General features: G+C 40.3%; 22 protein-coding genes. 11 read left to right on the top strand and 11 right to left on the bottom strand.

The features are described 5' to 3' along the window. The first annotated feature begins 33 nt into the window (after positions 1–33). Genes gyrA through ABFX33_RS13035 form a run of 3 tightly spaced genes read left to right on the top strand, consistent with a single transcriptional unit; the run spans position 34 to position 4,885 of the window. Complete coding sequence (gene gyrA, locus ABFX33_RS13045) at positions 34–2,604, top strand: DNA gyrase subunit A (protein WP_346086377.1); 2,571 nt, start codon at positions 34–36, stop codon at positions 2,602–2,604. A 5-nt stretch (positions 2,605–2,609) separates the two neighbouring features. Beyond that, positions 2,610–3,710 carry a tetratricopeptide repeat protein gene (locus ABFX33_RS13040; RefSeq protein WP_346086376.1) on the top strand — a complete coding sequence of 367 codons (1,101 nt, stop codon included), beginning with the start codon at positions 2,610–2,612 and terminating at the stop codon, positions 3,708–3,710. 2 nt (positions 3,711–3,712) lie between these two features. Then, positions 3,713–4,885, top strand: coding sequence for a tetratricopeptide repeat protein (locus ABFX33_RS13035; RefSeq protein ID WP_120257959.1), 1,173 nt, complete (start codon positions 3,713–3,715; stop codon positions 4,883–4,885). Between the two features lie 135 nt (positions 4,886–5,020). On the opposite strand, the gene ABFX33_RS13030 is transcribed toward ABFX33_RS13035, so the two are convergent. Both ABFX33_RS13030 and ABFX33_RS13025 read right to left on the bottom strand, forming a co-directional pair. Beyond that, on the bottom strand, positions 5,021–5,455 hold the full coding sequence (locus tag ABFX33_RS13030; protein WP_257090026.1) for an FKBP-type peptidyl-prolyl cis-trans isomerase: 435 nt from the start codon (positions 5,453–5,455) through the stop codon (positions 5,021–5,023). A 224-nt stretch (positions 5,456–5,679) separates the two neighbouring features. After that, positions 5,680–6,090 (bottom strand): OsmC family protein, encoded by a 411-nt coding sequence (locus ABFX33_RS13025; RefSeq protein ID WP_120257961.1) that lies wholly within the window; start codon positions 6,088–6,090, stop codon positions 5,680–5,682. Positions 6,091–6,293: 203 nt separating this feature from the next. On the opposite strand from ABFX33_RS13025, the gene ABFX33_RS13020 reads away from it, so the two are divergent. Then, positions 6,294–6,542: a hypothetical protein gene (locus tag ABFX33_RS13020; RefSeq protein WP_077434252.1), complete on the top strand. Its 249-nt coding sequence runs from the start codon at positions 6,294–6,296 to the stop codon at positions 6,540–6,542. Positions 6,543–6,595: 53 nt separating this feature from the next. Next, a complete protein-coding gene (locus tag ABFX33_RS13015; RefSeq protein WP_346086375.1) occupies positions 6,596–7,780 on the top strand; it encodes an MFS transporter in 1,185 nt (394 codons plus the stop codon). Between the two features lie 101 nt (positions 7,781–7,881). Here the strand turns inward: ABFX33_RS13015 and fabV are convergent, their stop codons facing one another. Next, complete coding sequence (gene fabV / locus ABFX33_RS13010; RefSeq protein WP_223580007.1) at positions 7,882–9,084, bottom strand: enoyl-ACP reductase FabV; 1,203 nt, start codon at positions 9,082–9,084, stop codon at positions 7,882–7,884. Between the two features lie 161 nt (positions 9,085–9,245). Between fabV and ABFX33_RS13005 the strand changes: the two genes are divergently transcribed. Beyond that, complete coding sequence (locus tag ABFX33_RS13005) at positions 9,246–10,184, top strand: DMT family transporter (protein WP_346086374.1); 939 nt, start codon at positions 9,246–9,248, stop codon at positions 10,182–10,184. Between the two features lie 19 nt (positions 10,185–10,203). Here ABFX33_RS13005 and ABFX33_RS13000 read toward each other — a convergent pair whose 3' ends face one another. The 3 genes from ABFX33_RS13000 to ABFX33_RS12990 form a co-directional block, all read right to left on the bottom strand. Further along, positions 10,204–11,994, bottom strand: a complete 1,791-nt coding sequence (locus ABFX33_RS13000; RefSeq protein WP_346086373.1) for an ABC transporter ATP-binding protein — start codon at positions 11,992–11,994, stop codon at positions 10,204–10,206. 163 nt (positions 11,995–12,157) lie between these two features. After that, entirely contained in the window at positions 12,158–12,952 is a 795-nt protein-coding gene (locus ABFX33_RS12995) for a S1/P1 nuclease (protein WP_346086372.1), read from the bottom strand. Positions 12,953–12,974: 22 nt separating this feature from the next. After that, positions 12,975–13,436 (bottom strand): DUF4268 domain-containing protein, encoded by a 462-nt coding sequence (locus ABFX33_RS12990; RefSeq protein WP_346086371.1) that lies wholly within the window; start codon positions 13,434–13,436, stop codon positions 12,975–12,977. Positions 13,437–13,536: 100 nt separating this feature from the next. Between ABFX33_RS12990 and ABFX33_RS12985 the strand changes: the two genes are divergently transcribed. Continuing rightward, positions 13,537–14,073 (top strand): lipocalin family protein, encoded by a 537-nt coding sequence (locus ABFX33_RS12985; RefSeq protein WP_244211682.1) that lies wholly within the window; start codon positions 13,537–13,539, stop codon positions 14,071–14,073. Here ABFX33_RS12985 and ABFX33_RS12980 read toward each other — a convergent pair. After that, positions 14,070–14,375 carry a hypothetical protein gene (locus ABFX33_RS12980; RefSeq protein ID WP_257090014.1) on the bottom strand — a complete coding sequence of 102 codons (306 nt, stop codon included), beginning with the start codon at positions 14,373–14,375 and terminating at the stop codon, positions 14,070–14,072. The two genes, ABFX33_RS12985 and ABFX33_RS12980, sit on opposite strands and share 4 nt — an antisense overlap. A 116-nt stretch (positions 14,376–14,491) precedes the next feature. After that, a complete protein-coding gene (locus ABFX33_RS12975) occupies positions 14,492–15,796 on the bottom strand; it encodes an ammonium transporter (RefSeq protein WP_346086370.1) in 1,305 nt (434 codons plus the stop codon). A 260-nt stretch (positions 15,797–16,056) separates the two neighbouring features. On the opposite strand from ABFX33_RS12975, the gene ABFX33_RS12970 reads away from it, so the two are divergent. Next, the gene (locus ABFX33_RS12970) at positions 16,057–17,109 is read left to right on the top strand and encodes an outer membrane beta-barrel protein (protein ID WP_120257970.1); all 1,053 of its coding nucleotides are present in this window, start codon (positions 16,057–16,059) and stop codon (positions 17,107–17,109) included. A gap of 198 nt (positions 17,110–17,307) precedes the next feature. Here the strand turns inward: ABFX33_RS12970 and ABFX33_RS12965 are convergent, their stop codons facing one another. After that, positions 17,308–18,699, bottom strand: coding sequence for an OmpA family protein (locus ABFX33_RS12965; protein WP_346086369.1), 1,392 nt, complete (start codon positions 18,697–18,699; stop codon positions 17,308–17,310). Positions 18,700–18,777: 78 nt separating this feature from the next. After that, positions 18,778–19,185 carry an NUDIX hydrolase gene (locus ABFX33_RS12960; protein ID WP_257090011.1) on the bottom strand — a complete coding sequence of 136 codons (408 nt, stop codon included), beginning with the start codon at positions 19,183–19,185 and terminating at the stop codon, positions 18,778–18,780. 103 nt (positions 19,186–19,288) lie between these two features. Between ABFX33_RS12960 and ABFX33_RS12955 the strand changes: the two genes are divergently transcribed. Beyond that, on the top strand, positions 19,289–20,308 hold the full coding sequence (locus ABFX33_RS12955) for a L,D-transpeptidase (RefSeq protein ID WP_346086368.1): 1,020 nt from the start codon (positions 19,289–19,291) through the stop codon (positions 20,306–20,308). Between the two features lie 82 nt (positions 20,309–20,390). After that, on the top strand, positions 20,391–21,152 hold the full coding sequence (locus ABFX33_RS12950; protein ID WP_346086367.1) for a murein L,D-transpeptidase catalytic domain family protein: 762 nt from the start codon (positions 20,391–20,393) through the stop codon (positions 21,150–21,152). Positions 21,153–21,338: 186 nt separating this feature from the next. On the opposite strand, the gene ABFX33_RS12945 is transcribed toward ABFX33_RS12950, so the two are convergent. After that, complete coding sequence (locus tag ABFX33_RS12945) at positions 21,339–22,037, bottom strand: carboxylesterase family protein (RefSeq protein ID WP_346086366.1); 699 nt, start codon at positions 22,035–22,037, stop codon at positions 21,339–21,341. 224 nt (positions 22,038–22,261) lie between these two features. Here ABFX33_RS12945 and ABFX33_RS12940 point away from each other — a divergent pair, with 224 nt between their 5' ends. Beyond that, the gene (locus ABFX33_RS12940) at positions 22,262–23,467 is read left to right on the top strand and encodes a metallophosphoesterase family protein (protein ID WP_346086365.1); all 1,206 of its coding nucleotides are present in this window, start codon (positions 22,262–22,264) and stop codon (positions 23,465–23,467) included. The last annotated feature ends 3 nt before the right edge of the window (positions 23,468–23,470 follow it).

Here is a 23,470-nt window from a genome sequence, read left to right as displayed (position 1 = left end):
CTTGCTTACTAGTTTTATTGAAACCAAATTCATATGGCTGAAGAAACAGAAAACGACAACAATCTTGTTCCGGCAAACGACCGGATTATCCCAATCAATATCGAGGATCAGATGAAGTCTGCTTACATTGACTACTCCATGTCTGTCATTGTATCCCGGGCTCTTCCTGATGCACGTGACGGCATGAAGCCTGTACACAGACGTGTACTTTATGGTATGTTGGACTTAGGGGTTACCAGTGGCAAGCCTTATAAAAAGTCTGCCCGTATCGTTGGTGACGTATTAGGTAAATATCACCCACACGGTGATTCTTCCGTTTACGACACCATGGTTCGTATGGCTCAAGATTGGAGTTTACGCTATCCGTTGGTAGACGGTCAAGGTAACTATGGTTCCATTGACGGTGACCCTCCTGCGGCAATGCGTTATACTGAAGCAAGATTAAAGAAGATTGCCGAAGAAATGCTTTCCGATATCAACAAAGATACTGTTGATTTCCAAAATAACTTTGACGACTCCTTACAGGAACCTACTGTATTACCGACCCGTATCCCTAACCTTTTGGTTAACGGTGCTTCGGGTATCGCTGTAGGTATGGCAACGAATATGGCGCCACATAACCTATCTGAAGTAATTGATGGTACCATTGCCTTCATCGATAACCGCGATATTGAAGTACCTGAGTTGATGCAGCATATTAAAGGTCCTGATTTCCCAACTGGGGCATTGATCTATGGTTATGCTGGTGTTCAAGATGCTTGTAATACAGGTCGCGGCCGCATCGTTATGCGTGCAAAAGCAGAAATTGAAACAACCAAATCTGGAAAAGAACAGATTATTGTAACCGAAATCCCTTATCAGGTGAATAAGGCCAATATGATCGAGCGTACTGCTGATTTGGTTAACGAAAAGAAACTGGAAGGTATTTCTGCAATCCGTGACGAGTCTGACCGTACAGGTATGCGTGTCGTTTATGATATTAAACGTGATGCTAACGCGAATGTTGTCTTAAACAACCTATTTAAATACACGGCGCTACAAACCTCTTTTTCAGTCAATAACATTGCCTTAGTTAAAGGAAGACCTGTACTGATGAATCTAAAAGATATGATTCGTGAGTTTGTTGAGCATAGACATGATGTCATCGTCAGACGTACACGTTACGAACTGGCGGAGGCCGAAAAACGTGCGCATATCTTAGAAGGATACCTGATTGCACTGGATCATTTAGATGAAGTCATCAAATTAATCCGTAACTCCGATACACCTGAAGATGCGCGACTTGGATTAATGGAGAAATTTGGTTTATCCGATCTTCAGGCACGTGCGATTCTAGATATGACCTTGCGTCGTCTGACAGGACTGGAACGTGATAAGATCAAAGAAGAATATGCTGAATTGATGAAAACAATCGACTATTTGAAATCTATATTGGCAGATGAAGATCTCCGAATGAAGATCATCAAAGATGAGTTGATTGAGATCAAAGAAAAATATGGTGACGAACGTAGATCGCAGATTGTACACTCTGCAGAAGATATGCGTATGGAAGACTTTATTGATGACGAAGAAATCGTGATCACCATCTCCCACAACAGCTATGTTAAACGTACGCCATTATCAGAATATAAACGCCAAGGTCGTGGTGGCCGTGGATCAATCGGAACAAATACACGCGAAGAAGATTTCACAGAGCATATCATTACAGCTTCGGCGCACAACTATATGCTCCTATTTACCGAAGCAGGTCGCTGTTTCTGGTTACGTGCATTTGAGATCCCTGAAGGAAGCCGGACATCCAGAGGCCGTGCGCTTCAAAACATTATCAATGTACCGAAGGAAGAGAAAATTAAGGCGTTTATCTTAGTGAAGAACCTGAAAGACCAAGAATACCTGGAAAACAACTTCATTATCATGTGTACTAAAAAAGGTACCATTAAGAAAACGTCTTTGGAAGCTTATTCCCGTCCAAGAGCAAATGGTATCAATGCGATCAACATCAACGAAGGTGATCAATTAATCGAAGCTTGTTTAACTACAGGAAGCAGCGAAATTGTAATGGCACTGCGCTCAGGAAGAGCAATCCGCTTTAATGAGTCTACCGTTCGTCCAATGGGTCGTACAGCTACAGGGGTTCGCGGTATTACCTTGTCTTCCGAAAGTGATGAGGTGATTGGCATGATTAGTGTCGATGATTCAGAAACAACGGTATTGGTGGTTTCGGAGAAAGGCTATGGAAAACGTACAGATATCGAAGACTACCGTGTCACAAATCGTGGTGGTAAGGGAGTCAAAACAATCAATGTAACCGATAAAACGGGTGAGTTGGTTGCGATAAAAGGTGTTACAGATGCCGAGGACCTTATGATCATCAATAAGTCTGGTATTGTTATCCGGATTGCTGTAGAAGGATTACGCGTAATGGGCCGTGCAACACAGGGTGTGAGACTCATTAATCTGAAAGACAACGATGAGATTGCTTCCATCACGAAAGTAGATCGTGAAGAAGAATCTGACGAGGAATCTGGAGATATCGAAAATCCAACAGAAGGAGATAACGAAGGATCAGCTTCCGAAGAAAATATAGATTCAAACGAAGAATAAACTGCATGAAAAACTTACTGATATCATTGTTAATATCTGCAAGTAGTTTAACTGTTGCTGCCCAATCAAATTTGAAAGAGGGTAGCAACAGTTTTGCTTTATATACCAAAACTGGTGATTTCAAACATCTTGAAAATGCCAGAAAATTTGCTGACGCCGCATTTCTAACAAAAAAAGATACGTCTGCTGTCAACAATAACCTTTTAAGGGCTTTGGTATATAGCTCACTGGCAGTTGCAGATTCAACTAGAAAACAGCAGTATAAAATAGACCCGATAGATATATCCATCAAATCGCTAAAATTGTTGGATGCAAAAAAAGCGCGCCGGAATTTTCCTGCAGAGATGGACTATGTTCGTCAAAATCTTGCTGGCGCAATCTCCTATCAGGGCGGTATCGCACTAAAAGACAATAAATTTGATAAAGCTTATAAGGCTTACCTTCGAATAGACTCCCTTGGTTTTAAAAATACCGACCTCAAATATAATCTTGCCGTACTTGCCGGAAAAAATAAAGATTATATGAATGCTATTAATTACTATAACGAGCTTATTAAAGCTGAAAATCCCAAACCAACCTACTTTTTGGAATTGGCACAAATTTATAGCTTAGGAGGTACTAAACAGGATGTCTTAAACGTTCTAGAGAAAGGACATGTTATATTCCCGGAGAATAAGCAAATCCTTTTTAGATTAATAGATGTGTATTCGGCCAATAATTCGTATGATGCAATATTGAACGTTATTGCTGATGCAATTCGTTTGGAACCTGAAAATGTAGAATTAAATTACATTGCCGGTTATTCTTACGAAAATGCGAATGATCTAAAAAAAGCAAAAGAATATTATAATAATGTATTACGATTAGATCCAAATAACTATGAATCTAATTTGGCATTGGGCTTAATTAATCTCGAAACGCTATTAAAAGATCCGACAAACCAGGATATCCAGGATTTAACGGTCGAATATCTATTAAAAGCAAACGAAATCAAACCCTACGATGTTAATGCCTTAAAAGCCTTAGCAAAATATTATACGCTTATCGATGATGCGTTACAATTAGACAGGGTGAATTTATTATTGAATCAATTAACAGTTAAATAGATATGAATTTAAAATCTCTATTATTATTAGCGGCAATAGGTACTGTATCTACATCAGTTTCTTTTGCCCAAACGGGTAACGTAAAAAAGGCAAAAACTGGTCTCGCTAAATTTCAGGAATTAAAAGATGCTGGTACTGCACAATTAGGCTTACCAAATCTTAAATCAGCAAAAGAAGCTATTGACGCTGCTGTGATCAACGAGAAGACAAAAGATAATGCAGAAGCTTGGACAGTATATGCTTTAGTTAACGCAAACTTATCAACTATAGATAAATCCGCTGAATTGGCAAAATTAGCAGAAGATGGTATTGCCAAAGCAAAACAATTGGATACAGATGGAGCAAACAAAGCAAACATCACTGTAGCTGAGCAAATCCTTGGCCAATACAACTTCAATATTGGTGCAGAAGAATACCAGGCACAAAAATATGCCGATTCCTATAGTTCGTTCACCAAAGCATTGACGTACCTTCCCGGGGATACACTCGTGACTTACTACAGTGGTGTAGCGGCATTGTCCAACAAGGATTATAAAAATGCGATCGAACGTTACAAAGAATTGATCCCTAGAAAAGACTTCTCTTCACATAAAACAATTATGGTTGATTTACCGAAATTGTATTTATCATTGCAAGACACAACTTCTGCTCTAGAATATGCGAAAAAAGCTGCTGAAGCCTACCCGGACGACAATGCAGCGATGACGCAAAATATCGAATTGAATTTGATCACAGGGCACGAGAAAGAGACCATTGATGCCATCACGACACAATTGGCTAAAGATCCTTCGAATAAAAGCTTAAACTATTATTTAGGTATCGCACAGGCATCAGCAAAAAATGATGAGGCGGCAGTTGCGGCATATAAAAAAGCACTAGAAATCGACCCTAACTTCTTTGAAGCAAATACAAATTTAGCGATCACGTTGATGAATAAAATTCGTGAAAAACTAAATGTTGTTAACAACAACAGAAAATTGACGCAAGCGCAATACAACACAGAAGTGGACAAGATTAAAGCAGAATTGAAACCTGTATTACCATACTTAGAGAAAGCTGTTTCTTTGCAACCAAAGAATGTAGATGCTTTAACAAATCTAAAGAACTACTATGTTTTTATGCAAGATGAAGCTAAAACTACTGAAGTCACTGCTAAAATCAAGGAATTAGAATAATTTTAATAAATTCTTCTAAAATAAATAGAAAATCCCCAGCGTTTGTTGGGGATTTTTTTATGCTTGAACCGTAATTATTGTCTTCTCCAGGGATTAGCCGCCCACCAGTTGGAAACTGGTATTTCCAATCCGCTATTATAGAATTGCGATCAGTTCAATCTGAAATACCAAGGTGCACTCCCCTCCTTTTCGGGGCATTAATTCTTCCTTGCCATAAGCTAAGTGTGGTGGAAGGTAAACTTGCCAGATTGATCCAACAGGCATCATACACATAGCCTCCTGCCAACCACGGATAAGTTCATTGATATAAAATGTTTCTGGTCGTTTATGCCTATAGGAGCTATCAAATACCGTTCCGTCCAATAGCTCACCCTTATAATGACAGATTACTTTTGAGGTTTTCACCGGAATTTTACCGGCCCCCTCCGTCAATATTTTATATTGTAAACCCGATGGGCAGACTGTTACATCTTCCTGCGTAGCATTCTCTTTTAGAAATGCAATCCCTTCCTCCTTATTCTTTTCCAATAACGCTGTCGCGCTTAGCTTATTCTTCTTTTTCTGTACCAAAGTAATATCGTTTAAATGCTAACGTAATGATCAGCACTGCGTATACAGCTGCAGTATCCGCGATAGGTTTTATTGCAGAATACCAGGTGTTGACCAAGGTCCAAAGTAACGGCTTTTTATCTTTTTAACGAAAAAATGCAGCGATTTTTAGGGAATCCTAAAACGTCACTGCATTCATCGCGTAGATCTACAGTGATCTACACCAATTTTTATATTCCAAACCGCTATACCAAGGCAGCATGCAATGTTTTTTCAAAGCTAAATGCTTTGCTGACCGGGCAATTCTCCTTTGCTTTCTGAGCAAGCGCTTGAAATTCGGTGTCGTCAATGGAGGGTACTTTTGCAGTCAATTCAAGCTCAGAACGTACGATTGCACCATTTTCAAATACAATGGTCGATACCGTTTTGAGTTCATCGGGGACAAAACCAGCTTCGGTTAAAAACGCGCTCAGCTGCATCGTAAAACATCCGGCATGGGCTGCGGCCAATAGCTCTTCCGGGTTGGTACCAATACCATTCTCAAACCGTGTTGAAAACGAATATTGTGCCTGATCCAATACCGTACTATCTGTGGTCAGATTTCCCTTACCTTCTTTTAAACTCCCATTCCATTGGGCTGTTGCTTTTCTTCTCATGATTATTTCTTTGTTGTTATATTTTATTATCCTTCGATACCAGCTTTATTCTCAAAGTTTTGTTGAAAAATAATACGCTAGATCCATTTAAGAACGATCTATATATACAACAAACCTGCCTATAAAAAGTTGTATTTAATTGTATAAAATCATGTCGCACTTCCTAAGAAAGTCTCGTTATTTAATACAATAAAACTAAACTCATGAATAAATTAGCGTATCTCCTCGTCTTAGTAGCATTCACTTCCTGTAAAACTCGTCAGAACACGCAACAGGCTCTAATTCAAGATTGTCCCGAAGAAAAAATTGTCAATAAGATCCCCGGACCACCAGTAAAAGGAGAATCTGAGAAAATCTACTATATCTATCAGGGCAAAAAAGTATCACCTAAACAATTCGATCAGGAATGGCTTGAAAAAAATTGTGAGATTAAGGAGACAGTCGTCTACTAATTTTATTTCTAAAAACAAGCCTAAACACGTATTTTTGCCTAAAATTTTTTAAAATGACAGTTTCTCTTCGGGAGGTCAATAAAAAGATTTTAGGCTATGTTTCTTTAACTTTCCTCGGTTATTTCACGATAGGCTTATCACTTGCGACCTTACCCATTTTTATTCATCAAATTTTAGGATTTAATACAATTATCGCCGGATTGGTCATCAGTGTCCAATATATTGCAACCTTTTTACTACGGGGTTATGCTGGAAAAATAGTGGATACCAAAGGCCCCAAGATATCCGTCCTGCGCAGTATGCTCTTTTTTGCACTCTCGGGGATCTTACTTCTATTCGTCTTTTTATTCAAATCACAACCTTTCATCAGTCTAGGTTTATTGCTGATCACGAGGTTGTTCACAGGTATTGGTGAAGGGCTTGTCGGCGCCAGTCCGATCAATTGGGCGCTATTGGAACTCGGCGATGAACATGCGGCCAAAGCCATCTCCTTGAATGGTATTGCGAGTTATGGCGCACTTGCCCTCGGAGCACCACTGGGTGTATTGATGGTGGACCATATCAGTTATGAATCATTGGGACTGCTCACCTGTGCCATTGGTATCTTGGGCTATCTTTATAGCAAATCAAAAACTCCCTTTCGGGTGATTGCCAAGAAGACAAGTACCGTCAGTTTCAAACATGTACTTTTGACTGTCGCTCCATTTGGAACCTGTCTGGCGCTGGGTGGCCTTGGTTTTGGGAGTATATCGACCTTCATGACACTATATTATGAACATTTTAACTGGCAGAATGGTGCCGCCTGTTTGACCGTTTTTGGTATTTTCTTTATCCTGACAAGACTTGTGTTCAATAAGGTTATTGATCAATATGGCGGTTTGAAAGTCGCCTTGGTCAGTCTTTTTGTAGAATCATTAGGTTTATTGGTGATTGCCCTCGCACTCCATCCTCTTTGGACACTTATTGGCGCAGCATTGACAGGCCTGGGCTTTTCACTTGTTTTTCCTGCCCTAGGTGTGGAGGCCATCAAAAAGGTTGATCAAAGCCAACAAGGTTCGGCACTGGCTGCCTATGGCTTATTTATTGATATTTCTCTAGGGATTACAGGGCCATTGATCGGCTTTGTTGCTAATAATGTTGGTATGACTGGGATCTACCCCTTCAGCGCCATAATAGTGTCTATTGGTTTTGCAGTCGTGGGCAATTTATTATATAATCAGAGACCGAAGCTTGCTTGACGTCCCACAGATAAACTACAGGGGATATGCAAATAGAAGAAACGAAAAAAGGCTAACCATCGGGTTAGCCTTTTTTATATTACTCGTATCGCTAGCTTATATTAGTTTTCAATGCTCGGTACAGCTACAACCTCATTGGTATCAGCATTGTAATCTATACCATCAAAGTTAAAACCAAATAAGTTGAAAAACTCATTGCGGTAACCTTCGATATCGGAGATCTCAGTCAAATTTTCTGTATTCGCTTTCTCCCATAGTGCAGCTACTTCAGCCTGAACATCTGCACGCATCTCAAGGTCGTCAACACGGATTCTGCCTTTATCGTCAAGCAATACTTTGCCATCAGCAGTATAAAGACGCTCTGCAAATAAACGTTGCATTTGTTCAATTGTACCTTCGTGGATTCCTTTTTCTTTCATCACCTTGTATAATAAGGAAATGTACAAAGGTACCACTGGGATCGCTGAACTAGACTGTGTTACTAAAGCTTTGTTTACAGAAACATAAGCTACCCCATGAAGATCACTTAAGATCGCATTGATTGCAGGTACAGTACCTTCCAAATCATCTTTCGCACGGCCAATCGTTCCATTGCGGTAGATCGGATAAGTCAATTCAGGGCCGATATACGAATAAGCAACTGTCTTTGCACCTTCGGCTAAAAGGCCTGCAGCTTTAAGATCTTCGATCCAAAATTTCCAGTCTTCCCCACCCATTACGGCAACTGTATTGGCAATATCTTCACTATTTTCTACGGGTTGGATCGTAATATCCGAAACAACGCCCGTATGGAAGTCGACCGTTTTATCGGTAAAAGGTTCCTGTATAGGTTTTAAAACAGAAGCGTGTGCAACACCTGTTTTCGGGTGCGTACGACGCGGAGATGCCAAACTGTAAACCACTAAATCTACTTGACCCAGATCCTTTTTGATTAATTCAATGGTCTGTTTTTTGATATCGTCCGAAAAGGCATCACCATTGATACTTTTGGCATATAATCCAGCTTCGTGGGCTTCTTTTTCAAAAGCTGCAGAATTGTACCAACCAGCGGTACCTGGCTTACCTTCTGCCGCAGGTTTTTCAAAAAATACACCGATTGTAGCAGCTCCAGAACCAAACGCTGCAGAAATCCGGGATGCAATACCAAATCCTGTTGAAGCACCGATCACCAATACTTTCTTTGGACCATTCGCGATCTCACCCTTCGATTTCACGTATTCAATTTGATTTTTAATGTTTTGCGCAGCCCCTTGTGGATGCGAGGTTAAACAAATAAAACCTCTAGTTCTTGGTTGTATAATCATCTTGATGAATTTTCTTACTACTTGTTTTATTGATTAGGCAAAATAAGGAATTTTAAATGAGAAAATCGCCATAAAAATCAATTACTTTTTGTTTCATTTCCGATTAAACGGGCATTTGCTTACTTTCACTGTATTAAATTGACAGCACATCCATTTTATTTATGCCATTCCAATTTACAATAAAAAACAATAAAAATACGGCACTTTTTTTAGGAATAGTTGCCGCATTATTTTTCGCCAGCACCTTTGTTTTAAACCGCGTTATGGCTGTTTCGGGAGGAAGCTGGCAGTGGACAGCATCCTTACGTTTCATCTGGATGCTTCCCATCTTGTTTGTTATCGTATTCATTAGAGGCAATTTAGCTCCGCTCTTTGATGCCATCAAATCCAATCTGCCGCAGTGGCTGCTATGGAGTACAATAGGTTTTGGTGTATTTTATGCCACCCTTACCTTTGGTGCTAGTTTTGGCCCCTCATGGTTGGTCGCCAGTACCTTTGAATTCACCATTATCGCAGGTATGTTTATCGGCCCCTTGCTGGAAAAGAAAGAGAATCGAAGCAGAATTTCCAAAGCTTCACTCCTGTTCTCGATCATTATTTTTTTGGGAATTGTCCTGATGCAAATCTCAGAAGCACGTGCAAGCTCCATAAAATCCATGTTATTGGGAACCATCCCTGTATTGATCGGGGCGATTGCCTACCCTTTGGGAAATCGCAAGATGATGCAAATAGCGGGAAATAAATTGGATGCCTTCCAACGAACACTGGGCATGACGTTATGCAGCATGCCTTTTTGGATTCTGCTCAGCATCTTTGGCTATATGGACAGTGGACTCCCAACTGAGAGTCAGTTGTTCCAGACCTTCATGGTTGCCATTTTTTCAGGAGTAATCGCCACCCTCCTATTCTTTACGGCAACAGATCTGGTCCGCACCGACCACAAAGCCCTCGCGGCGATTGAAGCAACACAAGCCATGGAAGTAATCTTTACACTATTGGGCGAAATAATACTATTGCAGGCTGGTTTTCCAAATAGTTACTCCTGTATGGGAATTGCCCTCGTGGTCATTGGAATGATACTCCATAGTCGTGCAAATTAAAGTCCGGAAGCATAAGAGATCAATTTTCATCAGCCTGTAGGGTCTTGCTGATCTTGCTTAAATTCAAGCTATTGGCCATAGCAGAAAAAATTTCGTAGTAAGTACCTTTCTGCATATAAAGTTCCTCATGTTGCCCCTGCTCGACAACATGGCCTTTCTCCATCACGACAATTGCATTGGAATCAATAATCTGGGAGATACTGTGCGATACAATAATTACCGTGCGATCTTTCTTGATCGCATCAAGGCTATTTTTAATCTGCTCCGTAGCAATGGCATCCAGATTTGCTGTGGGCTCATCCAGAAAAATAATAGGGGGATTTTTCAGAAACAAACGTGCAATCGCAATACGCTGTTGCTGTCCACCGGAAAGCAATTGCGCATCAGAATCGTAACCTTTTGGCAACTCCATAATCTGCTGATGGATATAGGCTTTTTTAGCTGCTTCCACGATTTCTTCCCGCGAACTCCCCATCTTGCCATATTCAATATTTTCAAATATTGTCCCTTTAAAAATATGGTTACGCTGCAGCACCATGCCAATATGCTGTCGGAGGAATGCGGTATCATAGTTAGCCAAATCTACACCATCCAATAAGATCTGCCCACCTGTCGGTTCGTAGAATTTATCCAACAAGTTGATAATTGTACTTTTTCCCGCACCACTTAATCCGACTAAAGCTGTAATTTCATTGGGTTTAATAGCAAAGCTAACATCTTTTAGCGCTTGCGTCCCATTGGGATACTCAAAGAAAACCTGACGCAATTCCAAATGACCGTGAATTTTTTCCGGCCGATACGTTCCTTTTGACTCAATCTGATCATCCGATTCCAGGATCTCAAAAAAAGACTCCGAATAGATCAGGGCATCATTGACCTCATCATAAATGCGGTGCAATTGGCGAATCGGTGCCGAGACATTGTTGAACAGCATGATATGGAACATAATGGCCCCAATTGTAATTTGTCCAGATAGCACCAAATAGGCCGTCAATACAATAATGATAACGACCGCAATCTGCTCTACAAAATTCTTTATGCTATCGTAAAAGAAGCTCGTCTTTCGCGTTTCCATTTGATTTTCGGTCATCTCAAATTGAATCTTCTCATGTCGTTTTGCTTCTTCGGGCTCCCGTACAAAAGATTTGATCACGAGTATTGATTCAATAAGACTGATAATTCGATTATTTTTAGATTCACGGTAATTACGCATTTGTCGCCTGAATCCTGTCAGTTTTGAGGCTTGAGTCTGACTAATGTAAAGGTATAATGGAATCACTGCAACCCCCACTAGGCCGACGTATACATTAGCATAGAACATACAGGCCAATGCGATGATTGCATTGGCAAATAAGGGCAAAATATCAATAAAGAAGTTTTGCACCAAACGAGTAAGTGAGCTGATTCCAGCATCGATACGTGTGGCTAACTTTCCACTTTCATTATCTGCAGAAGTATAAAAGGCAAGTTTATAAGTCAAAATGCGGCTGACAATAGACTGAGAAAAATCCCGTGCAATATAAATCCGGAGTTTTTCTCCATAGAATTTTTGACCAAACTGCACCAGCGCATAGACAATTTCCTTCAGCAACAGTACTGCACTAATGATCCCGACGATATACAGCCCCTTAGATAATGGTTCCTTGGCCACCATCATTGCATTGATGGTATCCACTGTATATCGAAGAATAAATGCATTGATTTGAGCAGCAAATGACCCTACCACAGTCAAAAGTAAAGTATAAACAATCAGCTTGCGATAAGGGCGGGCAAAGGGAACAATTTTTTTAAACAGCTGTGGAATAGTCATGGAGAAAGATTATGATAAGCATGGAACAAGTAAGCATTACGCTTTGTTTAAAAGTAAATAGAAAATCATATAAATCCTATACAGCAAAACTGAAATACCAGGGCAAAAAAAAGTCGTACCATAAACGATGATACGACTTCAATATACTGTGCTTTAAATGAGCTTATCCAAAAATCCGGTTCAGCACCTTAGCCAGACGCAGACCACCTTTGAGTAAACATTGCTCCATGGTATCTTTATTTTGATAAACATAGGAATAAGACAGGTTAGCATTGTTGGCTACATCAGCATAAATCTTTTCTGCAAGCTGATTTGACTCATACAACCAATTGGACAATTCACCAGCGGCCAATTGTTCATTTTCCTTTTTGCCATTGATATCCAATACTGTTGCGTACTCCGTATAACTATATTTCTCATTATCCACCAGATCGCTGTCCCAAACGCGGTGAATGTTCGATTTTTTTCCAAACCAGCTCACTTCGATCTTATTCCCACCCTGATCTTCTGCTCGGCTGACGTGCATAGGTTGATGCGCATCCCCCAAGATATGGATCAAGAAATAAAGATTCTGTTGCTGTTGATCCAACGAAATATTTTTATCTGCAAAAGATTGCTCGATACGGATTGCTGTTTTGTATAAATTTTCATCAGCCGAATTTTCAAGTCCCAGTTGAAACTCGGCCCAAGGTAAATTAGAATTTAAATTTATAAAATGAGAATTACCTAACTTCTTAAATTCTGGATTAGGATCCGACTTGATAAAGTCCCCCCAATTTGCCCAATATGCCAACTTTTGCTGTCCAATGATTTTTCCAATATTCTTTTTTGCTTTCTTGTTCAAATGACGCTCAGCGATCTCAGCGACGACACGATGCCCAATGGTTCCCCAGGCAAATACCGATGAAAGTTGAAAACAAAAAGCCACAGCCAGCAAACCCTTAATCATTTTTTTCATTGTTGTATCTATTTAATTGTAATTATTTAAAAATATCGAACGCATATTTTGCCGAAGACCAAAACTCGTCGAGTGCGATTATCCGTGGTTTAAAGAACGTGATCAGCTCCCCCCACTCCGTTTCCTTAAAAATACTATGGCCTTCCAGTGTGCTGTAGATCTGACAGATCGGCTTGCCATATTCGTCACAACCTTCCATATCCCATTCCCATTCTTCTCCCAGAATATCATGAAGCAGATTTTTGTACTGCAGAAATTGCTCGGCCATCAACGCACGGATTCCAGCATCGGTATGTGACCAGGTTATCGCAATTTTCGCAGCTTTCTTGTCGGCATCCATTTTAAAATACAGCTGTTTGATCCCTGTTTTATAGTTAACCCAATTTACTTTTTCACCATCAGCGGATGCATGCAGGGACATGAATTGCCCAAACTTGGTCCAGAACAGCTGTTTTAATTGTTTTACCTCTTCTCTAGAATACACAAATACAATTTTTAAGTCAACAAAATTAAGAAAATAGCTCGGTATGCCTAAACCTTATTGGTATTAAAATTGTTGTTTTATCAACAAACAAATTCAAAAGATGAATATAGACAAGAAAAAATCGCTCTTACTGCTGGCCGCTGTGGCTTTGGGAACTGTTGCATATAATGCATTAAAGCCAGTGATATCGCGTCCCGATGTAGTGGACCCTTTTGACTTAGATAAATACCTTGGAAAATGGTTTGAAATCGCTCGACTCGATTTCCGTTGGGAAAGAGGACTGAGTCAGGTTTCAGCAGAATACAGCAAAAATAAAAATGGAACGATCCGGGTAAATAACCAAGGCTATTCGGAGGAAAAAGAACAATGGAAACAATCCATCGGAAGAGCCAAATTTGTTAATGGTCCTCATGAAGGCGCATTGAAAGTCTCTTTTTTCGGTCCCTTTTACAATGGCTATAATATTGTAAAAATAACCCCAGATTATAAATATGCACTCATATTTGGAGACAATCTCGATTATATGTGGATTTTGGGTAGAGATACAGCGATTCCTGAAAAGATCCGAAACGAGTTTCTAACCTATGCATTACAATGTGGATATGAAACCGGCAATCTGGTCTGGACAAAACATTAGTCGAAAATCGGCGCCAGTACCTGATAATTGAGAGTGGGATCCTGTGCTAAAACATCAGCAATCTCCTGAAGATCCTGTTGGTCGATGGCATTTTTGATTCCAGCATTGTATAGATTCGCAAGAAATAGCGCGGCATCACGCTTTTCAGCTAGCGCTAAAATAGAACTTCCAACATAGAAATTGAGAACAGATGTGGCATAATCGCCAAATATATTAAAACCAAAATCGCCATTTTTCTGTAAGGAATAGCGCATCATTTTCTCAAAATCCGAACGTAAAGTATCTTTTGTAGTATCTTTCATAGCATAAACTCAAATATTCCAGCCTATTCAACCTTTGGCAAAGGTGCAAAAAAAATCCCAAACAATGCTGTAAGGAAAAGCATTGTTTGGGATGATTATTATTCCGGTCAAAGGGCCTAAAGAGCCTCAGCGTGCTGAGAAACGTCCAGACCAAGTTCTTCATCTGTTTCTTCCACACGTAAAGGAGAAATCAGATCCGTTACTTTTAATAGAACCAAAGAGCCTACAAAGGCAAAGAAAGATACGGCGAACAAGGCAATGGTATGCACGAAAAATAACTTCGTTTCACCAAAGAACAAGCCATTGTCAACGACCAAAGGATTGACATTATGGTGGGCAAATACCCCAGTCAGCACCATCCCTACCATACCACCTACACCATGACAAGGAAATACATCCAAGGTGTCATCAATACTTGTTTTACTTCTCAAATAGACAACCAGATTGCTGATCAATGCAGCGACTAATCCAATGACCATGGCGTGTGGAATACTGACAAAGCCTGCTGCTGGTGTAATTGCAACCAAACCCACAACAGCACCAATACATGCACCCATCGCCGATGGTTTTTTACCTCGGATAATATCAACAAATATCCATGCCATTGCTGCCATCGCCGAAGCCGTTGTTGTTGTTGCAAATGCATAGGCCGCAATTGTATTGGCCCCACCAGCCGAACCGGCATTAAATCCAAACCAGCCGAACCACAGTAAGGCTGTTCCAAGGATCACATAGCTTATACGGGCTGGATTATGCGTCTGTGATTTACGGCCTTTTAAATAAATGGCTGCCGCCAACGCTGCCCAACCTGCTGACATGTGCACGACAGTACCGCCGGCAAAATCAAGAACACCAAGTTTCGCCAAAATCCCCTCAGGATGCCAGGTCGCATGCGCCAAGGGCATATAAATAAAGATACCGAATAAGATAATAAACAACATATAAGAGTTGAATCGGATACGCTCAGCAAATGCCCCAGTAATAAGTGCTGGCGTAATAATCGCAAATTTCAGTTGGAACATCGCGAATAAAACCAATGGAATAGTTGGTAATGCTCCCCAGGCGATATTCCCTAAGGTCCCCTTCATCATAAAGAATGTGCGCGGATCACCTATAATCCCACCGATATCATCACCAAAGGCCAAACTAAATCCGACAATGACCCAAAGGATTGTCATCAGACACATACAGATAAAACTCTGCATCATCGTTGAGATCACATTCTTTTTACTGACCATCCCGCCGTAAAAAAAAGCCAGACCTGGGGTCATAATCAACACCAACGCCGAGGAAGTCAATAACCAGGCCGTATCACCTGTATCAAACTCCGCTTTGTCCAGTGCAGACAAATCTATAGATGGAAATACAAGTCCCAATACGCCCAAAAGTACCAGAACTAAAAGTGGAATAATTTTTTTCATTTGTTTAAACTGATTAGTCTTTATTAATACATCAATAAATTGTTATTTAAAATACAAAAACAAAACAAAAACCCATTTTTACTTATTGTTTTGACAAATATAAAGTGTTTTTATTGAAAAATTACTATCAAATATTATTTTTTGTAATATTTTTTACATAATTTCACATCAACAAAGACAAAAAACAACAAAAACCTATAAAAAATCAGTTAAAAATCAACCAAAAATCCAAAACAAATCAAACTTTAAACCTCTTAAACATGAAAAAAATCTTAACATTCATTATTTTTTCAATAATTTTCATCAAAACATCAAAATCACAAGAAGAAAACAAAGAAAAATCAGTAGAAATATCAGGATCAGTAGACACCTATTGGAAATATGACTTTCAAAACAAACCAAATATCAATACTTACTTTACTGAAGACAATAATTCAGTCTCCATTGGTATGGTTGATCTGGCCTTAAAGAAGAATTTCAAAAAAGCATCTTTTGTAGGAGAACTATCTTTTGGACCCCGCGGACAATATCGATCTATTGTAAATGGAGACGGCCAACCCGGAGACGACAAAAACAGCTTCCACATTCAAAATCTCTATGTAGGTTATAATCTAACGGACAAGCTCAATCTGACCGCCGGATTTATGGGAACATTTGTCGGATTTGAAGTCATCTCACCTACCTACAATTTTCATTACTCCACCTCTTATTTATTCGGCGCCGGTCCTTTTCAAGATGCCGGACTGAAAGCAACCTATAGTTTCTCCGACAAGTTTGCACTAATGGTCGGTATATTTAACGATTGGAATGTATACCAAGATCTAAATGGGGTATCGCATGTAGGTTCGCAATTAACTTACAGACCTAACGATAAAGGCAGCTTCTACCTAAACTTCCTAACAGGCTCCTCCGTTGGTGGTAAATCAAACTACAGCTCAGGCACACTCGTAGATTTTGTGGGCAATTATGATTTCACACCCAAATTCTTTCTTGGCGTAAATGCCACACATTACAAGAGAAGAGCCGAAGGCGGTTACACTGGGATAGCGCTCTATCCAAGGGTTCATCTCTCCGAGCATTTTGGAATAGGATTACGTGAGGAATTCTTCCAAACGCACAAAGAGGAAAGCAATGGCATCCCAAGTTCAAATATGTTAGCAACTACCCTGACAGCCGAATACAACTACCACGGCTTCAAATTCATTCCCGAAATTAGATTTGACAAAAGCAATACCGAAAAATTCATCAAGAATGACCTATCCCCAACAAAATCGGCCGGACAATTTTTGTTAGCCTGTGTATATAGCTTCTAAATGAAGTATTATCCAAACTCTTTTTTACCTATAAATGCTTGCAAGAATGATTTCATATCCTCGCGAAATCAATTAGATATCCATAAATACAATCTCTGCAAATAAAAAAAGCGGATCTTTTGGATCCGCTTTTTATCTCTCCTATCATATCTAGAATCTCGTATCTCAAGTCTAGCATATCACAACTCAAATCCCCTATTACCTTACGCTAACCGCAACATGTCGGTCTAAAATCCGGTCCGTCTCTGGTGCATCTGCTGGGTATTTTGCAAATTGCGAGCCATAGCCTTCCGCTCCGATCACCTGTTTAGACAGCCCCGCCTTGTCCAGGTAGTCCTTTACCGCATTTGCCCGATCCAACGATAATTTTTTATTATACTCTTCATTTCCGGTTTTATCTGTATATCCACCAATTTTCACATTAGCAGCAGGGAAAGCTTTGAGAATCTCGGCCAGATTACTGAGCTGAGCCTGACTTTCAGGTAATACTTTCGCAGTGCCCGTTTCAAAATTCAGGTTATCAAAATCAAACCACGTATTTTTCAATGAATCCTCTCCCAAAGATTTATAGTCGGATTTTAAAAATTGTACCAACCGATCTTCTATACCACTTTTAAATGCCCCCAGCTTCCCGCCATTTGGCAACATCACATCCAAATGCTCACGATCGACCGGACTAGCCGTACCATTTCCCATTGCATCCCCTGAGTTCATCGGCCCCTGATTAACACTGGTATCTGTAACAGCACCATTTTTATTGCCACTACAGCCTTTTCCAAACAAAAACCAGAGCAATGCGATAACGATCAAAGCAATCAAAATTTTCCACCAGCCTCCGCCTGAGGAACCCGTTGACGCGGCGGCCGTTCTGGCTCCATCTGCTCTAGGCAATGCCAACGGCTCCTTATGTGCCTCCAACTCAGTAGCAGGATTAATGACTGTTGCTCCGGGACGGTTTTCAATATGTTCTACAGGAGTATCCGGTATGACCTCTTCAGGCACTATCTCCTCAGGTTTTACTTCCTCAGGTGCAGAAAAATGGCCACCATCAAATAATTTCCCAAAAGCGCCCAAACCCAACCCCGCCGGAATAGCGGCAGCAAAAGCTGTTTTATTATCCTGTAAAGTTTGATTTATGGTATTCGCATCCCACTGTTGACCTTTATTGGTCAAAGTGGAAAATATAGCTGGCAGGGACAAACCCATCAATTTTTGTACCGACTCAGCGCTGAATCCCAGATAACCTGCCACTGTACCCAATACAGTCTCTAGACCACCACCAAATATTGAAGTCAGTATATTGCTACCTCCGGATTCTCCCGACTGCCCCTCAGTATCTTCACGAGCTTCCTGTCCGCCCAGAAGTTGATTCAGATCAAAATTCGAAAAACGCTGTTTCGCCTGCTCCAGAATTGTAGAAATCCCACCCCCGCCTTCCGTCTGCTGACTCAATCCCAAAAACAAAGAGGGAACAACAACATTTAAGCCCTGTTTTACCTGTTCATTATCCTGGTTTAGACTTTGTCCGATCCGAGTAAGAACCTCATCATCAAAAAAGTCTTTCGCTGATTTTAAAAGCTGATTTTCCATAACCTTTGTTTATTAATTGTTTATATATAAAGCATTAACAAACAAAGCCTTAATTTGTTCACATCATGCTATCCAACATCAAAACTCTCCTGACAGCCACTTTGGAATGACGAACTCTTCGGCTAGATGTGCCAGCCGATAATCTTGCCAGTTGGCCTTATTGATCCATTGCACTTCTTCCAGTTCGGCCTGTGGTTGAAAATCAAATTTCATAGCGAATTTGATCAAATAAATATATCCTTCTACCAGCGTATCACGCTCATTCACCGCCTGCGTCACATGCCGACCAATAAACTGCAATGTCGCAGGCTCTGTATCAAACTGCAACTCTTCCCGGAGTTCCCGAACCAAGGCTTCCGAATCGCTTTCTCCCGCAGCAATCTTACCGCCGGGCAATTGAAAATATTTTGAGCCCTTTTTCCTAACCATCAATAGTTCCCCTTCAGGGTTCAGCATCATAGCCGAACAAATTACAATCGTATGCATACTTTATACTTGAAATTACAAAACTAACTTTTTGTCAATCATTTAAAAAATGTGTTTTATTCTTATATTTAAAGAATAAAACAATAATTTACATAATCCATATATGCATCAAGGATTAACATGTCTCGTATTTAGCCTATTATTTCTATCGTTGGGCTGCCAGCAGGAAAAGAAGAATACAGCAGAAAAAGAGCAACCAATTAGACATCAAGACACCGTCACTGCCAAAAAACAGGACGTAAAGCCTAAACTAGTGACAGCAGCAGATATTATGATCAAAAAAGATCTGCTTTACAAAAAATACACACTTGAAGATACCTATCCCTATAAGGATACCACGCGTAGCTTTCAATGGGATAAAATAAAGGAACGTTTAGCTTACGTTGAAAATTTTCAGCAGACACCGTCATTGTATGCTGTTCTTCAAAATTATCAAAATGAAAAAGGTGAAGCTCCTACGATCAAAGATTTCAAAAGGGATTCTTACAAACGTGTGTCAGACAGTTTCAATGTCGAGCGTTATCAGGCAGCACCATTGTATGACCCAACAACAGACAAACCGGTACGTTATGGACGTGATGGCTGGCTGGTCCGTGTAAAGGGTTCAGACACTTTGGCGCGGGTACCTATTGCCGGAGTATCATTTGAAGGTGAATATACCGTCCCTAAGCGCTATCTGCGACTCATAAGCGATAGTGTACAATTTAATATTATTAATGTTGTTGATGTCAAAAACCAAAACATCTGCACATTGGAAAAAGTGGGTAAAGAGTGGCTCGTGCGCAGTATGACCCCGGTTACCAGTGGCCGGCACAAACCGCCCCATGCCCAAGAAACACCCACCGGACTTTTTGTGGTCCAGGAACACAAATCAAAAATGTTCTATTTTGAAGATGGTACGCGAACCTATGGCGGATTTGCTCCCTATGCGACCCGGTTTACCGCTGGAGCATATATTCATGGTGTACCGGTCAATAATCCGAACGGTAGCATCATCGAATACAGTGAAAGTTTGGGCACAACACCTAAGTCACATATGTGTGTCAGAAATGCGTCATCTCACGCTCAATTTGTCTATAAACGGTCAAAAGACCTTTCCTCCTTGGTCATTGTTATTGATTAACAATATTTAACATTCTGTAAATCAAATATGTATTAACTTTAATAATTATTTTTGTAAACATCTACACAGAAAAGGGAGGAGAATGGGAAATACGATTATGTTTCTTTTAATGGCACTTAATACAGCATTGTCATCAAAAGAAGAATTAAAAACAACAGACCAACAAACCAATACCCATCATATAAATGTAGAACGTCAACGGACAGCCGTTGATTCTTTATATGATGAAATGAATCTAGGCCCAGTATTAAAATACGAGGCATTTCGACAAGCAATGGAAGGTAGAAAAGAGCTTTCCATCCACAACAAAGATATTATGACAGTCATCGACTTTTCCATGGCATCCACGGAAAAAAGACTTGTTGTACTTGATCTGGAACACAAAAAAGTGCTTTTTAACACCTTGGTATCACACGGAAAAAATAGTGGTGAAAATTATGCTACAGATTTTTCGAATCAGCAGGAATCATTAAAAAGCTCATTGGGATTTTTTGTTACCGAAAACACCTATAATGGTGAAAATGGCTACTCCTTGGTATTGGATGGCCTTGAAGAAGGTATAAATGACAATGCCAAAGCACGATATGTGGTGATGCATGGCGCAGATTACTGCAGCACAGGCACTATCTCAAGCTTGGGAAGGTTAGGCAAAAGCTACGGATGTCCTGCGGTTCCCCGGGAATATGCCGGACCGATCATCAACACAATAAAGAATGGAACACTCCTCTTTATCTATGCGGACAATCCGGACTACCTTGCCAAAACGCACCTGATCCATCAACCAAATGTATTGATGGCGCAATTCAATCGAAAACAACGACTTGATATTGCAGATGAAGGTTAACATAAAGAAAATTTAAAATGTAAAAACGAAGCCCGAGAATTGGCTATTTAAAACTAGATCTCAAAGGGTTAGGAACAAAATTCATAAAAATGGGATGTCCAGATTCTTGTTGAACATCCCATTTTTTATAACATTATATTTTTAAGGGAGCAATAGGCCACACATAAAATAGCTATGCCATCCAACCTAGGATTTATGCTTTTTCTTAAATTTTAACATCCAGTCATAGATCGCATCATCGTGGAATAAGCGTTCCACACTACCATGTGTCCCTCCTTTTATCACATTTAAGCTCACATCAGCTTCAGGGTCCACCTTTTTTATGGCTTTCATAATTTTTCTGGATTCTGAAATAGGTACGGCACGATCAGCTGTTCCATGATGTAGCCAAATTGGAACCTGCGTCAGGTTGGAAGCATATTGGCTCGATCCGCCACCACAAATCGCCACGGCTGCAGCTATCCGCTCCGGATATTTTCCAGCAACATCCATGGTCCCATAACCACCCATACTCATACCACAGACGTAAATGCGGTCGGGATCAGCATTATAATGCGCGATAACATAATCAACGATCTCTATCACTTTATCCGGATCCCAGCCACCGCGGGATTGGGGAGCAACAATAATTCCGGGCACCTCCTGCCCTTTATTAATCGCATACAGTAAACCGTAACGTTTTACCCGATCCAAATTCGTACCTGACAGACTTCTACCATGCAAAAACACAAAGACAGGTTGTTTTTCCGAGGTTGCATCATCGGCATCAGCTTCTTTTAATAGAAAAGGATAAGCTGTCTCCCCTTTGATCGCTTCTATTTCCTGCGCATTTATCTTCATCAAAAACAGAAAGAAAACACACAAAAACAGGTATATTTTACGCATAAATTTATTTTATCTACGATTACTTAGCTTAATTCTGGAGGACTAAAAATACAATTAAACTATTTTTTACCTGCCGCATTTAACAACTTTTAACATTTTCAATGCATCAAACTAGGCGCTTCAAACCTGTGTTCCTACAAATTTGGTCTGATATGCAATTATAATTGCATATCAGACCAAATTTATCTTAGTTTGTACTATTACGTAAAAAATAAGGGCTCATCATGAAAATACTGCATACTGCCGATTGGCATTTAGGGAAACGACTGGATAGCTTCTCTCGGATGGACGAACAGCTTTTGGTCATGGAGGAGATTATTCAGCTAGCAGACCAGCAAGAGGTCGACCTGGTTCTTATCGCAGGAGATCTTTTTGATACGTTCAATCCCGGTGTAGAGGCTATCGAGTTATTTTACAAAACGATCAAACGATTGGCAAAAAATGGCACCCGACCTGTTATCGCTATTGCCGGAAACCACGATTCACCCAATTTGATTGATGCACCAGATCCTTTAGCCCGGGCATCTGGCATTATTCTCATTGGTCACCCAAATGCAGTTGTAACGCCATTTACGGCCGAAGGTTTTTCGGTCCTAAAGTCAGACAATGGCTTTATCGAGTTGAACCTGGAAGGCTATAACTATCCTATCCGTATACTCCATACCGCTTATGCCAATGAAATCCGGCTGAAACAATATCTTGGTGAAGACAAAGAAGTTCAATTAAATAAAGCTTTGGCCGACAATTGGCAAAAATTGGCTGAGACCTATTGTGACGAAAAAGGCGTCAATATACTGACGGCTCACCTTTATATGAATAAAATCGGATCCCCATTAATCGACGAACCTGATGGGGAAAAGCCAATTAAAATTGGAAATGCTGACCTGATCTATTCAGAATCCATCCCGGCTCAGATTCAATACACCGCACTCGGCCATATTCATGGATTCAAAAATATCGGTTCTCCGGAAAAACCTGTTGTATACGCCTCATCTCCCCTTTGTTATAGTTTCGCCGAAGCTGGCCAGACCAAATATGTAAGCATTGTCAATGCTGTACCCGGTGCAAACGTAACATTTGAACGAATTGCACTCCTACAGGGAAAACCCTTAGTCCGGAAATCCTTTGATGATATCGACCAATGTATCACTTGGCTCTCCGAGCATCCAGAAACATTAGTGGAATTAACACTCAAATCCGAAACCTTCCTCAAAGCCGAAGACCGTAAGCTGATTTATCAGACACATCCGGGTATCGTCTATTTAATTCCGGTTGTACAGCACGACAAACAAAACCCACTTGATGCAAAAGAAATTAATCTGACCCAAGATATATCCGCACTTTTTCAGGATTATTTCAAATCCAAAAACGCCAACCAGGCGCCCAATGACGATATACTCAACCTTTTTCGCGAAATACTAAATTCTTAAGCC

The organism is Sphingobacterium ginsenosidimutans (assembly GCF_039536865.1).
Lineage (GTDB): Bacteria > Bacteroidota > Bacteroidia > Sphingobacteriales > Sphingobacteriaceae > Sphingobacterium > Sphingobacterium detergens.
The sequence above is the reverse complement of the archived record's forward strand: the minus strand, read 5'-3'. Positions and strand labels throughout refer to the sequence as shown.

Bases quoted from the DNA above. Each gene is read 5' to 3' on its own strand.
- ABFX33_RS12945 (WP_346086366.1), bottom strand. From the start codon at position 22,037: ATGCGTAAAATATACCTGTTTTTGTGTGTTTTCTTTCTGTTTTTGATG.
- gyrA (WP_346086377.1), top strand. From the start codon at position 34: ATGGCTGAAGAAACAGAAAACGACAACAATCTTGTTCCGGCAAACGAC.
- ABFX33_RS12965 (WP_346086369.1), bottom strand. From the start codon at position 18,699: ATGGAAAATCAGCTTTTAAAATCAGCGAAAGACTTTTTTGATGATGAG.
- fabV (WP_223580007.1), bottom strand. From the start codon at position 9,084: ATGATTATACAACCAAGAACTAGAGGTTTTATTTGTTTAACCTCGCAT.
- ABFX33_RS12995 (WP_346086372.1), bottom strand. From the start codon at position 12,952: ATGAAAAAAATGATTAAGGGTTTGCTGGCTGTGGCTTTTTGTTTTCAA.
- ABFX33_RS12985 (WP_244211682.1), top strand. From the start codon at position 13,537: ATGAATATAGACAAGAAAAAATCGCTCTTACTGCTGGCCGCTGTGGCT.
- ABFX33_RS12950 (WP_346086367.1), top strand. From the start codon at position 20,391: ATGGGAAATACGATTATGTTTCTTTTAATGGCACTTAATACAGCATTG.
- ABFX33_RS13020 (WP_077434252.1), top strand. From the start codon at position 6,294: ATGAATAAATTAGCGTATCTCCTCGTCTTAGTAGCATTCACTTCCTGT.
- ABFX33_RS12975 (WP_346086370.1), bottom strand. From the start codon at position 15,796: ATGAAAAAAATTATTCCACTTTTAGTTCTGGTACTTTTGGGCGTATTG.
- ABFX33_RS12940 (WP_346086365.1), top strand. From the start codon at position 22,262: ATGAAAATACTGCATACTGCCGATTGGCATTTAGGGAAACGACTGGAT.
- ABFX33_RS12980 (WP_257090014.1), bottom strand. From the start codon at position 14,375: ATGAAAGATACTACAAAAGATACTTTACGTTCGGATTTTGAGAAAATG.
- ABFX33_RS13000 (WP_346086373.1), bottom strand. From the start codon at position 11,994: ATGACTATTCCACAGCTGTTTAAAAAAATTGTTCCCTTTGCCCGCCCT.
- ABFX33_RS12970 (WP_120257970.1), top strand. From the start codon at position 16,057: ATGAAAAAAATCTTAACATTCATTATTTTTTCAATAATTTTCATCAAA.
- ABFX33_RS13015 (WP_346086375.1), top strand. From the start codon at position 6,596: ATGACAGTTTCTCTTCGGGAGGTCAATAAAAAGATTTTAGGCTATGTT.
- ABFX33_RS12960 (WP_257090011.1), bottom strand. From the start codon at position 19,185: ATGCATACGATTGTAATTTGTTCGGCTATGATGCTGAACCCTGAAGGG.
- ABFX33_RS13035 (WP_120257959.1), top strand. From the start codon at position 3,713: ATGAATTTAAAATCTCTATTATTATTAGCGGCAATAGGTACTGTATCT.
- ABFX33_RS13025 (WP_120257961.1), bottom strand. From the start codon at position 6,090: ATGAGAAGAAAAGCAACAGCCCAATGGAATGGGAGTTTAAAAGAAGGT.
- ABFX33_RS12955 (WP_346086368.1), top strand. From the start codon at position 19,289: ATGCATCAAGGATTAACATGTCTCGTATTTAGCCTATTATTTCTATCG.
- ABFX33_RS13040 (WP_346086376.1), top strand. From the start codon at position 2,610: ATGAAAAACTTACTGATATCATTGTTAATATCTGCAAGTAGTTTAACT.
- ABFX33_RS13005 (WP_346086374.1), top strand. From the start codon at position 9,246: ATGCCATTCCAATTTACAATAAAAAACAATAAAAATACGGCACTTTTT.